Consider the following 14,581-nt stretch of genomic DNA (forward strand, 5'->3'; position numbering starts at 1 on the left):
CGGCAACGCATATGCCACAATATAATCGCCCATCTTGGTGCCAAATGAGCCGTGGCCCCCGGCGGATATCACCACATATTGCTTACCGTTAACTTCATACGTCATCGGCGTTGCCTGGCCGCCTGCCGGAAGCCGACCCTGCCACAGTTTTTCACCGTTGCTCATGTTGTATGCGCGCAGATAGTTATCGGCAGTCGCAGCTATAAACAGCACGTTACCCGCGGTGGAGATAGGTCCACCCAGCATCGGCATTCCCATATTGAACGGCACCGCAACCGGCATTGGGAATGGCATGCTGTCCTGTGGCGTGCCAATGCGTTTTTTCCATACCACTTGATTGGTTTTCAGATCTACGGCGGAAATGTAGCCCCATGCTGGCTGTTTACACGGCAGACCAAATGGTGAAAGGAACGGATTGAGCGTTACGCCGAATGGTACGCCGTACTGCGGCTGAATACCGGACTCTGTGCCAGTACCTTTGGCATCTTTCGGCGGCTCCATCGGATTGCCGGGACCGCGTGGGATCAGCTTAGAAACGAACGGCAGCGCCATCGGGTTGGCAATGGCTACCTGACGGTTGGGATCAACGGAAATACCGCCCCATTCGAACATGCCGAGGTTACCCGGGAACACCAGAGTGCCTTGCTCTGAAGGCGGGGTAAAAATGCCTTCATAGCGCAGTTGGTGGAACATTACGCGGCACACCAACTGGTCAAACATGGTTGCGCCCCACATATCCGCACCACTGAGATCTTTTTGCGGACGGAAACTGAGATCGGAGAACGGCTGGGTTTTGCTGACATAATCACCTTTGGCTGCACCTTGCGGCACCGGTTTTTCCGGGGCAGGCACCACCAGTTCACCATTACGGCGGTCGAGCACAAAGATATTACCGGTTTTTGCCGGGGCATAAATGACCGGAATTTTCTCTCCATTGACGTTGATATCCGCCAGGGTTGGCTGTGCCGGTAAATCCATATCCCACAGATCGTGGTGAACGGTCTGATAGCTCCAGGCCAATTTCCCGGTCGTGGCATTTAACGCCAGAATGGCGCTGGCGTAACGTTCCTGTTCCGGTGTGCGGTTACCGCCCCAGATATCCGGCGTGGTAACGCCCATGGGTAGATACACCAGATCCAGCTTCGCGTCGTAGGCCGCAGGCGCCCAGGAGTTGGGTGAGTTAAAGGTGAAGGTATGTTCATCTGACGGGATGAAATTAGGATCCTTGGCACCGGGATCAAACGCCCACAGAAGCTTGCCGTTATTGACGTCAAAACCACGTATCACCCCGGATGTTTCGCGGGTTGAGTAGTTATCGGTTACCGACCCGGCAATAACGATAGTTTTATCGGTGATTATCGGGGGAGACGTCGGTTCGTACAGGCCCGGTGAGGTATCCGGCATATTGGTCTGCAGATTCAAAATACCTTTATTGGCGAAGGTTTCGCACAGCTTGCCGGTCTCGGCATTCAAGGCAAACAGTCGACCATCATTGACCGGCAAAAGGATGCGGCGCGGACAGTCGGCCATCACCTCTGCAGAAACCGTATCCGGTTTGGCTTCATGATAAGAAACGCCGCGACAGGTTACGTGCTGGAAGCTGGTATTGGTATTGAGTTGGGGATCGAAATGCCACTTCTCTTTACCGCTGGCCGCATCCAGGGCGAACAGCCGCTGGTGGGCGGTACACAGATAAAGAGTATCCCCCACTTTTATTGGCGTGACTTCATTGGTGATTTCACCGGGATCGTTGGGTTGTTTTAAATCCCCGGTACGAAATACCCAGGCTTCTTTCAACTGATGAACGTTGTCAGCGTTAATTTGTTTTAACGGTGAGTAGCGCTGACCTTCCTGATTGCGACCGTAAGCCGGCCAGTCCTCGTCGGCAACCGCTGAGATTGCATCGGCCTGAGAGGTATCTGCACTCAGCGTGCCGTGAACCTCTTGTGGATCGTTGAAGCCAGCCCAGGTCAGGATACCGCCGCTAATCAGCAGGGCCACCACCAGCGCTGCTACTGCGCCACTGGAAGGGATAATCAGGCGATGCCAGACGAAAGGCAGGATAAGCCAGATACCAAAGAAGACCAGGATGTCGCTACGCGGCGTCAGCGCCCAGAAATCAAAGCCGACTTCCCAGACGCCCCAAATCATGGTGGCGAGAAGCAGGGCGGCATACAGCCAAAGGGCGGATCGGTTACTGCGCCACAACAGGAGAGCCACACCGAGCATAGCAAGGCCCGCGATCGGGTAATACCAGGAGCCACCGATGGCGACCAGCCAGCCTCCACCAATCAGGAGATATAGTCCACAAAGTGCCGCAAACAGGGCGCTCAGGGTCACGATAAGCCGTTGAGAACGTACGTTGTTATTTGCCATAAAAAATACCATCACAGGTGTTATTTCTTTAATAGCAGTTAATTATAGGAGCTAAAACGCGTGATAAACGTCACATTATGAACTTTATCAACAGATGCCGCGTATGAATGCTTTTGCTGGTATACTGCGTGCCTTGCGCTTAGATGCTGGCTTATTAAAAGTTAGCATTGAGTGATTTGTTTTTAAATCATATGGTTAGAGATATGAAACATACTGTTGAAGTCATGATCCCGGAAGCGGAGATCAAAGCGCGTATTGCTGAACTGGGACGTCAGATTAACGAACGTTACAAGGACAGCGGCAGCGATATGGTGCTGGTTGGTCTGTTACGCGGCTCATTTATGTTTATGGCCGACCTGTGCCGTGAAGTGCATGTCTCCCACGAAGTCGATTTCATGACTGCTTCCAGCTATGGCAGCGGAATGTCCACCACGCGCGATGTTAAAATCCTGAAAGACCTGGATGAAGACATTCGTGGCAAGGACGTGCTGATTGTCGAAGACATCATCGACTCCGGTAACACGTTGTCCAAAGTGCGTGAGATTCTGAGCCTGCGCGAGCCGAAATCCCTGGCTATTTGTACGCTGCTGGACAAACCTACCCGTCGCGAAGTGGATGTTCCGGTTGAGTTTATCGGATTCTCTATCCCAGATGAGTTTGTTGTCGGCTATGGCATTGACTATGCCCAGCGTTATCGCCATTTGCCGTACGTTGGCAAAGTGGTGCTGCTGGACGAGTAATGTCGGGAGCGCCTGATGGCGCTTTGCTTATTCGGCCTGCACGATACTTCCCTGCAGGCCGAAAAGCGACTTAAGCGTCGCTGCCGCTTGTTGGTATCTGCTTGTGATTGGTATGTTTCTGGCTGAGGTTAGACAGCCCCTGGCGATAGCGCTGCTCCAGCGTCTCGCGACTGGTGGCGGTGACGTCCAGATCGCGCAGCAGGCCATCATGAATACCGTAAGCCCAGCCGTGAATGGTAACTTTCTGACCGCGCTTCCAGGCTGAACGCATGATGGTTGAGTGGCCCAAGTTGTAGACCTGCTCCATTACATTCAGTTCGCACAGGGTGTCAATGCGACGTTCCTGCGGCATTTCGCCCAGCAGTGAACTGTGTTTAAACCAGATATCGCGAATATGCAGTAACCAGTTATCTATCAGCCCCTGTTCTTTATTTTCAATAGCCGCCTGTACGCCACCACATCCATAGTGGCCGCAAATAATAATATGTTCCACTTCCAGCACATCCACCGCATACTGAACCACTGAGAGACAGTTCAGGTCGGTGTGAATAACCAGATTGGCAACATTACGGTGAACAAATAATTCACCCGGCTCAAGACCGGTTAAACGTTCTGCGGGAACGCGACTGTCGGAACATCCAATCCATAAAAAGCGCGGATTTTGTGCGTGAGTCAGCGTTTCAAAAAATCCGGGATCCTCTTCTACCAGCATCTTTGACCATAGCGCGTTGTTGCTGATGAGTGTATCTATGTCTTTCATGGAGGCTGTAACCAATTGAATTGCGTTGCGCTAATATAGGTTAACTCCTGATTTATTAAAACCAAATATCAAGCATTAGAATGTAAGGTAAGTAAAAAACCATGACCATTGCTCTGGAACTTCAACAACTTAAAAAAAACTATCCCGGTGGCGTTCAGGCGTTACGCGGAATAGATTTGCAAGTCGAAGCGGGGGATTTTTATGCGCTTTTGGGACCGAATGGCGCAGGCAAGTCCACCACCATCGGGATAATCAGCTCGCTGGTGAATAAAACCTCTGGGCGGGTGAGCGTCTTCGGATACGATCTTGAAAAAGATACCGTTAATGCGAAACGCCAGCTTGGTCTGGTACCGCAGGAGTTTAACTTTAACCCGTTTGAAACCGTGCAGCAGATCGTAGTCAACCAGGCGGGTTATTACGGCGTTGAGTATAAAGAGGCGGTCAAACGCAGCGAACTATATTTAAAGCAGCTCGATTTATGGGAAAAACGTAACGAGCGCGCGCGCATGCTCTCCGGCGGGATGAAACGCCGTCTGATGATTGCCCGCGCACTAATGCACGAGCCTAAATTACTCATCCTTGATGAACCGACGGCGGGGGTCGACATTGAGCTGCGTCGTTCAATGTGGGGTTTTTTAAAGGATTTAAACGACAAAGGCACCACGATTATTCTGACCACTCACTATCTCGAAGAAGCGGAAATGCTGTGTCGCAATATCGGCATTATTCAGCACGGCGAGCTGGTGGAAAACACCTCGATGAAGAGCCTGCTCTCTAAGCTGAAATCCGAGACCTTTATTCTCGATCTGGCGCCGAAAAGCCCGCTGCCAAAACTGGAGGGCTATCAATACCGGCTGGTGGATACCTCCACGCTGGAAGTGGAAGTCCTGCGTGAACAGGGGGTCAACAGCGTGTTCTCACAGCTGAGCGCCCAGGGCATTCAGGTATTGAGTATGCGAAACAAAGCGAACCGACTGGAAGAACTGTTTGTTTCTCTGGTGCATGAAAAACAAGGAGATCGCGCATGATGCAGCTTTATTGGGTTGCGCTGAAAAGCATCTGGGCGAAAGAGATCCACCGCTTTATGCGTATCTGGGTCCAGACTCTGGTTCCTCCCGTCATTACTATGACGCTCTATTTTATAATCTTTGGTAACCTGATCGGCTCGCGAATCGGCGAAATGCATGGTTTTAGCTACATGCAGTTTATCGTGCCAGGGCTGATTATGATGGCGGTAATTACCAACTCGTACGCCAACGTGGCATCGTCATTCTTCAGCGCCAAGTTTCAACGCAACATTGAAGAGTTACTGGTCGCCCCAGTACCGACGCATGTGATCATCGCCGGCTTTGTTGGCGGCGGCGTGGCGCGTGGCCTGTGCGTAGGGATCCTGGTAACAGCGATTTCGCTGTTCTTCGTGCCGTTCCAGGTGCATTCCTGGGTCTTTGTGGCGCTTACGCTGGTGTTAACAGCGGTGCTGTTTTCGCTGGCCGGTCTGTTGAACGCGGTTTTCGCTAAAACCTTTGACGATATCAGCCTGATCCCTACCTTCGTGCTGACTCCGCTGACCTATCTGGGCGGCGTTTTCTATTCGTTAACGCTGCTGCCGCCGTTCTGGCAGGGACTGTCCCATCTGAACCCGATTGTCTACATGATTAGCGGTTTCCGTTACGGCTTCCTGGGGATCCATGATGTTCCGCTGGTCACCACCTTTGGCGTGCTGGTGGTGTTTATCGCAGCATTTTATTTGCTGTGCTGGTACCTGATTCAGCGCGGACGCGGCCTGCGCAGCTAAGTCTTTCTTCCTCTCCTTGCCCGGGAGAGGAAGACTTTTGATGCTTATCACCATTACGGATTTATCACCCTGATAAACTACTTGCCTGCTAAGGAGGTAGGCAATGCTAGGTTGGGTAATTACCTGTCATGATGATAAGGCACAGGATATGCTGCATCGTCTGGAGAAAAAGTACGGCCCGTTGGTTCAATGCCAGGCGGTGAGTTTTTGGCGTGGGCTTAGCTCGAATATGCTAAGTCGCATGATGTGCCATGCCCTGCATGCTACAGACTCTGGCGAGGGTGTGATATTCCTGACGGATATGGCCGGGGCCGCGCCTTACCGCGTGGCTTCGTTAATGAGCCATAAACATCCCCAGTGTGAAGTGATTTCAGGTATCAGTTATCCATTGCTTGAGCGAATGCTTTCGTCGCGGGAATCGATGAGCAGTTCTGCGTTTCGTGATAGCATCGTTGCGCTTGGCGGGCCCGAAGTCTCTAGCCTCTGGCATCAACAACAGAAAAATCCCCCCTTCGTGTTGAAGCATGATTTGTATGAGTATTAATCATTGGTATTGATGGCGCTTTTGCTACAATAGCCGGGGTTTCTCGCCTCGGTTATCTCATATGGTGATGCGCGTTCTGCTTGTTTTATTGCTCCTGTTTTCTGGCAGCATAGCTGCGGCTTTGCCTGCTCGCTACATGCAAACCACCGAAGCAGCCGCCGTGTGGGCGCAGATTGGCAACAAGATGGTGACGGTAGGAAATATTCGCGCCGGGCAGATCCTCGCCGTTGAGCCAATTGCGGCAGACTATTACGAATTTACCTTTGGTTTTGGTACCGGGTTTATTGATAAGGGGCATCTGGAGCCTGTGCAGGGGCGGCAGAAAGTCGACGATGGTCTGGGCGATCTCAATAAACCCCTCAGCAACCAAAGCCTGATCACCTGGAAAGATACGCCGGTTTATAACGCTCCGGATGTTGGTAGCGCCCCGTTTGGCGTGCTGGCGGATAATCTGCGTTATCCGGTTATCAGCAAGCTTAAAGACCGTCTCAACCAAACCTGGTACCAGATCCGTATTGGCGGCAGACTGGCCTATATCAGCGCTCTGGATGCGCAGGAAGACAACGGTATCCCGGTGTTAACCTATCACCATATTCTGCGCGATGAAGAGAATACCCGTTTTCGCCACACCTCTACGACAACCTCCGTACGCGCCTTCAGCAACCAGATGGCCTGGCTACAGGACCGCGGCTACACCACGTTGACGATGTACCAACTGGAAGGCTATGTTCGCAACAATATGAATCTCCCGGCGCGGGCGGTGGTGCTGACTTTTGATGATGGTCTGAAGTCGGTGAGTCGTTATGCTTACCCGATTCTGAAGCAGCACGGCATGAAGGCAACGGCGTTTATTATCTCCTCACGTATCAAGCGCCACCCGCAGAAGTGGGATCCGAAATCACTGCAGTTCATGAGCATCGCGGAACTGAATGAGATCAGGGACGTGTTCGACTTCCAGTCGCATACCCATTTTTTACATCGGGTTGATGCGAATCACCGGCCAATCCTGCTGAGTCGCAGCTATCACAATATTCTGTTTGATTTTGCCCGTTCGCGTCGGGCGTTGTCCCAGTTTAACCCTCACGTTCTTTATCTTTCGTATCCGTTTGGCGGCTATAACTCCACGGCAGTAAAAGCGGCAGGCGACGCGGGATTCCACATGGCGGTCACCACGGTGAGAGGGAAGGTTAAACCGGGGGATAATCCGTTCTTATTGAAAAGACTTTATATTTTAAGAACGGATTCGCTGGAGACGATGTCGCGGCTGATAAGTAATCAGCCGCAGGGGTAAGGGCTGTCAGGCAACCTGTACCGGAATGGCTTTCGCGGTGCGCTTCATTTCGTTGTCGCCTTCAAAGTAGGCCACTTTCGGACGCCAGGTGCGGGCTTCTTCATCAGACATGGTGACGAAGCTGGCGATAATCACAATGTCGCCGACTTCAGCACAGTGCGCCGCTGCGCCGTTCACCGAGATGATTCTGGAGCCGCGTTCAGCCGCAATCGCATAGGTTGAGAAACGTTTACCGTTGGTCACGTTCCAGATATCAATAGCTTCGTTTTCCAGAATACCAGAGGCATCGAGGAAATCCTGGTCGATGGCGCAGGAGCCTTCGTAGTGCAGGTCCGCCTGCGTGACTTTTACGCGGTGGAGCTTGCCTTGCAGCATGGTGCGAATCATAACTTCTATACCCTGTCGTTTACCTTGGCTAAGCAGGCACTACTGGCCTGCTTTGAGAAATTCTCAGGCAGTATTGCCTGATTTTTAACCCCTGTCTACTGGGCTAATGTAACGCTTTGATTATCGATCAGACGTGCCTGACCCAGCCAGGCGGCGGCCAGAATCACCGCGCGTTTACTGGTTTCCGTCAGCTCCAGCAGCGTGTCGGCATCACGAATCTGAATATCGTCGGCACGGAAGCCTTTTTCATTCAGTTCCTGCTCGGCAATGGCAATAATCTCTTCCTGGTCACGATGGCCGGCAAGCAGCTTTTCAGCGATGCCGTTCATCACTTTGTGCAGACCCGGCGCAATTTTTCGCTGCTCTGCGGTCAGATAACCGTTACGTGAGCTAAGCGCCAGACCGTCTTTGGCGCGAATAATCGGCACGCCAACGATCTCAATGTCATAACCCAGATCCGCCACCATTTTGCGGATCAATGCGAGCTGCTGGAAATCTTTCTCGCCAAAGCAGGCGATATCTGGCTGGATCAGGTTAAACAGCTTGCTGACGATAGTGGAAACGCCACGGAAATGGCCTGGACGGCTGGCGCCTTCCAGCATGGTGGAGAGACCGGGAACTTCAACGAACGTCTGGCCTTCCAGACCCTGCGGGTAGATTTCCTCAACGGCTGGCGCAAAAACGTAATCGACTTTACGCTTGTTCAGCTTTTCACAATCTTCCTGCAGCGTGCGTGGATAGCGCACCAGATCGTCCGGTCGGTCAAACTGCATCGGATTGACGAAAATGCTGACGATCACCACATCAGCCCGCGCTTTTGCCTCATCGACCAGCTTCATATGGCCGTCGTGCAGGTTGCCCATGGTGGGAACCAGAGCGACGCGTTTGCCTTCCTGACGCAGACGACGAATATGCTGGCGCAGCAGCGGCAGGGTTTCAATGATTAACACGACAAGACTCCTTGAGTTGCCTGAGGAACCGTAGGCCGGATAAGGCGTTTACGCCGCCATCCGGCAACATGCAGCGAACCGCCTGATGGCGCTACGCTTTTCAGGCCGATATATGGCCTGAAAAATTAGTGGAAACTGTGTTCTTCGCCCGGATAAACGCCGGACTCCACTTCAGCCATATACTGCCGCACTGCGGCGCGCATGTCGCCTGCTTCATTGAGGAAATTCTTCGCAAATTTCGGGATGTGGCCACCGGTAATACCAAAGGCATCGTGCATGACGAGGATTTGTCCATCGGTGACGTTACCTGCGCCGATACCGATAACCGGAATCGACAGCGCTTCGGTGACGCGCTTCGCCAGCTCAACCGGCACGCACTCCAGCACCAGCAACTGAGCGCCAGCGGCTTCTAAGGCTAGCGCGTCATCCAGCAATACCTGCCCGGCGTCGCCGCGGCCCTGAATTTTATAGCCGCCGAAAATATTCACCGACTGCGGTGTTAATCCCAGATGACCGCAAACCGGTACGGCGCGTTCGGTGAGCATTTTTACCGTATCCACCAGCCAGGCGCCGCCTTCAATTTTGACCATATTAGCGCCCGCCCGCATCACCACCGCGGCGTTTTCAAATGCTTGTTCCGGCGTGGCGTAAGCCATAAATGGCAGGTCGGAGAGCAGCAGACAGTTGGGAGCGCCACGACGTACGGCACGAGTGTGGTAAGCAATATCTTCAACGGTGACCGGTAGGGTGGAGTCATGCCCCTGAATCGTCATGCCCAGCGAGTCGCCAACCAGCATCACATTAATGCCTTCGTCGGCAAATAACTTAGCGAAGCTGTAGTCGTAGGCGGTAATGGTCGCGAAGCGTTTTTTCTCTTGCTTGCATTTCTGCAGCAGTGAAATGGTGGTGGGTTTCATAACATTTCCTGATGATGAAAGTCATATTTATCGGCATTCTAACAGTCACATTCAGGGGGGCAATTGTTTTAAGCAACCGTTTGGCACTAAAGTAGTAAACGCTGAAGGGGAGAGGATACTTTACCAGTGTGCAGGTTTTGCGGCACCAAGATGGGTGAGGAGCTGATGCAGGCTGATACCCTCCGGGAAGATAAGCTCAGGTGCGATTTCAGCGAGCGGCCACAGCATAAAACCACGGTTTTTCATGTCGTAGTGCGGCACGGTCAGACGTTCGGTGTTAATCACTTCATCGCCAAACAGCATAATATCGAGGTCCAGAGTGCGCGGCCCCCAGCGTTCGGCTTTACGTACGCGTCCCTGTTGCAGCTCAATGCGTTGGGTATGATTAAGCAATTCTTCGGGAGCGAGAGTGGTTTCCAGCGCCACGGCAGCGTTCAGGTAATCTGGCTGATCCTGCGGGCCTAATGGCGGTGTGCGGTAAAAGGAGGAAACAGCGACGATACGGCTGTCGGGAATGTCGCCAATCGCTTTTACGGCAGCATTAACCTGCTCCAGAGGAGAGGCTAGATTACTGCCGAGAGCGATATAGGCGATGGTCACGCGGAACCTTCACGGCGCGGGGCGCGTTTACGCGGGCGACGATGACGACGGCGTTCTGGTTCTTCGTCGAGTTCGTTGAGCATGCCTTTTTGTTCCGGCGGCGCTGAAACCTGGAATTCTCCCCACCACTGCGCCAGACGCTGCAGTTCAGCGTTGTTTTCCACTTCGGCACGCAGGGCCAGCAGATCGTAAGCGGCGCGGAACTTCGGATGCTCCATCAGCTTCCAGGCGCGTTTGCCCTGGCGACGAGACATGCGTAGCTGCAACTGCCAGATATCACGGGTCAGCGAGGTCAGACGTTTCGGGATCGCCAGCGAGCGGCAGGCTTCATCCAGTACGTCGTTCATCGCCAGTGCGAAGGCATCGTAATAAGCCAGACCGCTTTCCTGGGCAATTTTCTGCGCAGCTTCCAGTAACGGATACCAGAACATGGCGGCGAACAAGAACGCCGGGTTAACGCGCATATCATTGTGGATGCGGTTATCGGTATTCTTCAGCACCTGAGCGATGATGCGTTCCATTGGGCTGTCACCGTCTTCGGTGAAATAGCGCGTAATGGTGGGGAACAGCGGCTGGAACAGGCTGTACTCACGCAGTTTTTTATAGGTTTCATACCCATAGCCCGCCTGTAACAGTTTGAGTGCTTCTTCAAACAGGCGTGCGGGGGGAATATCGTTAAGCAGTGTTGCCAGACGCGGGATTGGCTCAGCGGTTTCCGGGCTGATACGCATGTCGAGCTTGGCGGCAAAGCGCACGGCCCGCAGCATACGTACAGGGTCTTCGCGGTAGCGCGTTTCCGGATTACCGATCAGGCGAACGATGCCCTCTTCGAGATCCTGCATGCCACCAACGTAATCACGCACGGTGAAATCGGCCACGCTGTAATACAGGCTGTTAATCGTGAAGTCGCGACGCTGGGCATCTTCTTCGATGGAGCCGAAGATGTTGTCGCGCAGCAGCATACCGTTTTGTCCGCGCTGTGAGGTTGTGCGATCGGACTCGCTGCCTTCATGATGACCACGGAAAGTTGCCACTTCGATAATTTCCGGGCCAAACATGACATGGGCCAGACGGAAACGGCGACCAACCAGACGACAGTTACGAAACAGTTTTCGCACCTGATCTGGCGTGGCGTTAGTCGTGACATCAAAATCTTTCGGCTTTTTGCCCAGCAAAAGATCGCGTACGCCTCCGCCAACCAGCCATGCCTCGTATCCGGCCTTATTGAGCCTGTACATTACCTTCAGGGCATTTTCACTGATATCTTTGCGGGAGATAGAGTGCTGCTCACGCGGGATTACCGTCATATGTGGACGGGCGACGGCGAGCTCGGCCTCGCGCTCCTCGCGGCTTAGCACCTTGCGGCAAAAATTAGCGACTCGGGTAAAAATAGTGCACCTCGGTAGTGTCAAACTTCAATCAGAACAAGTGTTGCTGTGTAAAAATAGCGGCTAATCATAGCTCAGCATGATGCATTTGAGAATGGCGGATTTACGATCGCCGATTCTGGCACCGCTGTCAGACTCCAGTTTTCAATGGCAAACGTGAGAATCTGATCCACGCGCATCTCCTGCCACGGGATATCGGAGTGCTGGCCGAGAAAGCGCAGCGCAGCAACAATCACCGGGCGTGGATCGCCTTGCGGCAGTGCAGGTGCATGATTTTGTTTTGAAAGTTTAGCGCCTTGTTCGTTGAGCGCCAGCGGCAGATGAATATAGTCCGGCGCTTGCCAGCCGAACTGTTGATACAACGAAATTTGCCGTACCGTCGGTTCGATAAGATCGGCACCGCGCACAATTTCCGTCACGCCCTGGAAGTGGTCGTCTACCACCACCGCGAGGTTATAGGCAAAAAGCCCGTCGCGACGGTGAATAATAAAATCTTCCTTTGCAAGCCGCGGATCAGCCTGAATCACACCGCGCAGTTGGTCCGTAAACTGCATCACCGGATGGCGTTGCTTAATGCGGACCGCCGCCTGTTCAGGCCCGTGGCGTAGTTCACGGCAATGACCGTCGTAAATACCGCCGACGCTTTGAATACGCGCGCGCGTACAGGTGCAGTAATAACTCAGATCCTGCTGATGCAGCCAGGCCAGCGCCTCGCGGTAGGCGTCATGACGCTGGGATTGCCATAAAATATCGCCATCCCAGTGCAGCCCGTAATGTTCCAGCTGACGCAGAATCGTGTCTGCAGCACCGGGAACTTCACGAGGGGGGTCAATATCTTCAATGCGTACCCGCCAGATTCCGCGACGAGCACGGGCCTGCAGGTAACTCCCGAGGGCGGCAATCAGTGAACCAAAATGGAGTTCGCCAGAGGGGGAAGGGGCGAAGCGGCCAATATAATGTGAATCGCTCATTTTGCGGGCTAACAAATAATAAGGCGGGAGAAGCTCCCGCCTGTAGTAAACGTGGTAAAAATGACCGGAATTAACCTGCCATTTGTTTTTCGCGGATTTCTGCCAGCGTTTTACAGTCGATGCACAGATCGGCTGTCGGACGCGCTTCCAGACGGCGAATACCAATTTCTACGCCGCATGATTCGCAGTAGCCGAAATCTTCGTCTTCTACTTTCTTCAGCGTCTTCTCGATCTTTTTGATCAGTTTGCGCTCACGATCACGGTTACGCAGCTCAAGGCTGAATTCTTCTTCCTGTGCGGCGCGGTCCACCGGATCAGGGAAGTTAGCCGCTTCGTCTTGCATATGAGATACGGTGCGATCAACTTCATCCCTAAGTTGATTACGCCATGCCTCAAGAATACGCCTGAAGTGCGACAGCTGGGCTTCGTTCATATACTCTTCGCCCGGTTTCTCCTGGTACGGCTCCACCCCAGCGATGGCGAGAATACTCAGGGACGATGTTTTACGGTTTTGCCCTTCTTGCATGTTGCTTCTCCTTAACACGCACTATCGATCCCCATGTTCGGGGGAAAAATCAGGTCGCTATAAATAGCAGATGCTTTTCCGGATAGCAATTATCTAAACGTAACACTTGACAACCCTGTGAGGAAAAGCGTATTTGCCCACGCGCCCAGAATACTAATTAACCGAATATTTACACCATTACAAGGTAATGGGCAACGGCTCTTTAAGAGTCATACCATGGGCAGAAAGTTCCGCTTTATAAACCAGAATTTCTACCCCCTTAAGCTGTGCTTCAACTAATAATTGCGCATATTTTGCATCGATATGGCGCGCGGGTGAAAACCGTGTAATGGCTGAATGCAACACCGCGAAAAATATCACCGCGCGCTTGCCTTCGGCCGCTACGCTCATCAATTCCCGAAGATGTTTCTGACCTCGTTCAGTGATGGCATCGGGAAAATAACCCTGATCTTTTTCCGCCAACGTGACTGATTTCACTTCAATATAGCAGTCAGGTCGGGAATCCGCCTGTAACAAAAAGTCGATGCGGCTCCCTTCGGCGCCGTATTTTACTTCACTTTTCAAGGTGCTGTAGTCTGAAACTTCCGAAATTAACGAACGCTGAATAGCCTCTTTCGTTAATCTATTGGCCCACAGCGTGTTAACACAAATAAGTGCACCGGATTGGGTTTGCGTTAATTCCCAGGTATGTGGATATTTTCGTTTGGTATTTTCTGATGTCGAATACCAGACAGTATCTCCCGGCGTTGCGCAGCCGGTCATGGCTCCCGTATTGGGGCAGTGTAGCGTTAACGTTGTGCCATCCGGTGTGATCACATCCGCTAAAAAACGCTTATAGCGCTGAATGAGCGTTGCTGGTTGTAAAGGTGGAGAAAATTGCATGAACAGTTCCTTTGATTATTCAGTCAGCGTCCAGCGTTGCAACTGCGTGTAACGCGTGCGTCCTCGCATGAATGAGGAGGAATAAAGCCCAAACTCTGTTACCGGAAACGACCAGCCAAACCCTGGCGGAGGGATAGATACCGCGTGACCGGCGTCACGCAGCAGCGTGATATGCGGGTGAAACGGCTGCGGGCTCTGGTGGCACCCACTGCGTGCGGCTTGTGCCCGCAACATGTTCGCCAACTGCAGCAGCCCGCGCGGCGGCTGACGCATTCCCAACCACACGACTCGCGAGCGCAGCCATTGCCCGGCATCGTCGAGTTTGAGCGTAAAACCCGGCTGGCGAATACGCCCTGCAAGCTGCATTAACGCATGCTGCTTCTCAGCGCTGACGTCGCCCAAAAAGGCGAGCGTCAGATGCAGATTATCGGCGGCGACGGGACGACCCGCTTCA

General features: G+C 52.9%; 16 protein-coding genes. 5 read left to right on the forward strand and 11 right to left on the reverse strand.

What is annotated here, in order from left to right:
- Positions 1-2,376 (reverse strand): glucose/quinate/shikimate family membrane-bound PQQ-dependent dehydrogenase (locus FDW87_RS08120; protein ID WP_137379627.1); only part of this gene is annotated, 2,376 nt, incomplete at its 3' end.
- Between the two features lie 203 nt (positions 2,377-2,579).
- On the opposite strand from FDW87_RS08120, the gene hpt reads away from it, so the two are divergent.
- Entirely contained in the window at positions 2,580-3,116 is a 537-nt protein-coding gene (hpt, locus tag FDW87_RS08125; protein ID WP_016151732.1) for a hypoxanthine phosphoribosyltransferase, read from the forward strand.
- 70 nt (positions 3,117-3,186) lie between these two features.
- Here hpt and can read toward each other — a convergent pair whose 3' ends face one another.
- The gene (can, locus tag FDW87_RS08130; protein ID WP_016151733.1) at positions 3,187-3,876 is read right to left on the reverse strand and encodes a carbonate dehydratase; all 690 of its coding nucleotides are present in this window, start codon (positions 3,874-3,876) and stop codon (positions 3,187-3,189) included.
- A gap of 101 nt (positions 3,877-3,977) precedes the next feature.
- On the opposite strand from can, the gene FDW87_RS08135 reads away from it, so the two are divergent.
- The 4 genes from FDW87_RS08135 to FDW87_RS08150 all read left to right on the forward strand — a co-directional run bounded on the left by FDW87_RS08135 (position 3,978) and on the right by FDW87_RS08150 (position 7,506).
- Complete coding sequence (locus FDW87_RS08135) at positions 3,978-4,904, forward strand: ABC transporter ATP-binding protein (protein ID WP_016151734.1); 927 nt, start codon at positions 3,978-3,980, stop codon at positions 4,902-4,904.
- Positions 4,901-5,671 (forward strand): ABC transporter permease, encoded by a 771-nt coding sequence (locus tag FDW87_RS08140; RefSeq protein ID WP_003829467.1) that lies wholly within the window; start codon positions 4,901-4,903, stop codon positions 5,669-5,671. Before FDW87_RS08135 ends, FDW87_RS08140 begins: the two co-directional genes overlap by 4 nt.
- A 103-nt stretch (positions 5,672-5,774) precedes the next feature.
- A complete protein-coding gene (locus tag FDW87_RS08145; protein WP_016151735.1) occupies positions 5,775-6,215 on the forward strand; it encodes a PTS sugar transporter subunit IIA in 441 nt (146 codons plus the stop codon).
- Between the two features lie 61 nt (positions 6,216-6,276).
- Positions 6,277-7,506 carry a polysaccharide deacetylase family protein gene (locus FDW87_RS08150; RefSeq protein ID WP_047358493.1) on the forward strand — a complete coding sequence of 410 codons (1,230 nt, stop codon included), beginning with the start codon at positions 6,277-6,279 and terminating at the stop codon, positions 7,504-7,506.
- Positions 7,507-7,512: 6 nt separating this feature from the next.
- On the opposite strand, the gene panD is transcribed toward FDW87_RS08150, so the two are convergent.
- The 9 genes from panD to thpR all read right to left on the reverse strand — a co-directional run.
- Positions 7,513-7,893 (reverse strand): aspartate 1-decarboxylase, encoded by a 381-nt coding sequence (gene panD, locus FDW87_RS08155; RefSeq protein ID WP_000621526.1) that lies wholly within the window; start codon positions 7,891-7,893, stop codon positions 7,513-7,515.
- A gap of 95 nt (positions 7,894-7,988) precedes the next feature.
- Positions 7,989-8,843, reverse strand: a complete 855-nt coding sequence (gene panC, locus FDW87_RS08160) for a pantoate--beta-alanine ligase (RefSeq protein ID WP_016151737.1) — start codon at positions 8,841-8,843, stop codon at positions 7,989-7,991.
- A 125-nt stretch (positions 8,844-8,968) separates the two neighbouring features.
- Positions 8,969-9,760 carry a 3-methyl-2-oxobutanoate hydroxymethyltransferase gene (panB, locus tag FDW87_RS08165; RefSeq protein ID WP_003829230.1) on the reverse strand — a complete coding sequence of 264 codons (792 nt, stop codon included), beginning with the start codon at positions 9,758-9,760 and terminating at the stop codon, positions 8,969-8,971.
- Between the two features lie 120 nt (positions 9,761-9,880).
- Positions 9,881-10,360 (reverse strand): 2-amino-4-hydroxy-6-hydroxymethyldihydropteridine diphosphokinase, encoded by a 480-nt coding sequence (gene folK / locus FDW87_RS08170; protein WP_016155713.1) that lies wholly within the window; start codon positions 10,358-10,360, stop codon positions 9,881-9,883.
- Complete coding sequence (pcnB, locus tag FDW87_RS08175; RefSeq protein WP_203457720.1) at positions 10,357-11,751, reverse strand: polynucleotide adenylyltransferase PcnB; 1,395 nt, start codon at positions 11,749-11,751, stop codon at positions 10,357-10,359. Before pcnB ends, folK begins: the two co-directional genes overlap by 4 nt.
- 71 nt (positions 11,752-11,822) lie before the next feature.
- Positions 11,823-12,719: a tRNA glutamyl-Q(34) synthetase GluQRS gene (gluQRS, locus tag FDW87_RS08180; protein WP_016155714.1), complete on the reverse strand. Its 897-nt coding sequence runs from the start codon at positions 12,717-12,719 to the stop codon at positions 11,823-11,825.
- Between the two features lie 70 nt (positions 12,720-12,789).
- Positions 12,790-13,245, reverse strand: a complete 456-nt coding sequence (gene dksA, locus FDW87_RS08185; RefSeq protein WP_003018625.1) for an RNA polymerase-binding protein DksA — start codon at positions 13,243-13,245, stop codon at positions 12,790-12,792.
- 177 nt (positions 13,246-13,422) lie between these two features.
- Positions 13,423-14,127: a DNA/RNA nuclease SfsA gene (sfsA, locus tag FDW87_RS08190; protein WP_016151742.1), complete on the reverse strand. Its 705-nt coding sequence runs from the start codon at positions 14,125-14,127 to the stop codon at positions 13,423-13,425.
- A gap of 15 nt (positions 14,128-14,142) precedes the next feature.
- A partial coding sequence (thpR, locus tag FDW87_RS08195; protein ID WP_137379628.1) for an RNA 2',3'-cyclic phosphodiesterase occupies positions 14,143-14,581 on the reverse strand: 439 nt, incomplete at its 5' end.

Origin of the sequence: Citrobacter sp. wls826 (assembly GCF_005281245.1) — a bacterium.
Classification (GTDB): domain Bacteria; phylum Pseudomonadota; class Gammaproteobacteria; order Enterobacterales; family Enterobacteriaceae; genus Citrobacter; species Citrobacter braakii.

Bases quoted from the DNA above. Each gene is read 5' to 3' on its own strand.
- FDW87_RS08150 (WP_047358493.1), top strand. From the start codon at position 6,277: ATGGTGATGCGCGTTCTGCTTGTTTTATTGCTCCTGTTTTCTGGCAGC.
- panD (WP_000621526.1), bottom strand. From the start codon at position 7,893: ATGATTCGCACCATGCTGCAAGGCAAGCTCCACCGCGTAAAAGTCACG.
- sfsA (WP_016151742.1), bottom strand. From the start codon at position 14,127: ATGCAATTTTCTCCACCTTTACAACCAGCAACGCTCATTCAGCGCTAT.
- FDW87_RS08145 (WP_016151735.1), top strand. From the start codon at position 5,775: ATGCTAGGTTGGGTAATTACCTGTCATGATGATAAGGCACAGGATATG.
- hpt (WP_016151732.1), top strand. From the start codon at position 2,580: ATGAAACATACTGTTGAAGTCATGATCCCGGAAGCGGAGATCAAAGCG.
- FDW87_RS08140 (WP_003829467.1), top strand. From the start codon at position 4,901: ATGATGCAGCTTTATTGGGTTGCGCTGAAAAGCATCTGGGCGAAAGAG.
- can (WP_016151733.1), bottom strand. From the start codon at position 3,876: ATGAAAGACATAGATACACTCATCAGCAACAACGCGCTATGGTCAAAG.
- dksA (WP_003018625.1), bottom strand. From the start codon at position 13,245: ATGCAAGAAGGGCAAAACCGTAAAACATCGTCCCTGAGTATTCTCGCC.
- FDW87_RS08135 (WP_016151734.1), top strand. From the start codon at position 3,978: ATGACCATTGCTCTGGAACTTCAACAACTTAAAAAAAACTATCCCGGT.
- panB (WP_003829230.1), bottom strand. From the start codon at position 9,760: ATGAAACCCACCACCATTTCACTGCTGCAGAAATGCAAGCAAGAGAAA.
- gluQRS (WP_016155714.1), bottom strand. From the start codon at position 12,719: ATGAGCGATTCACATTATATTGGCCGCTTCGCCCCTTCCCCCTCTGGC.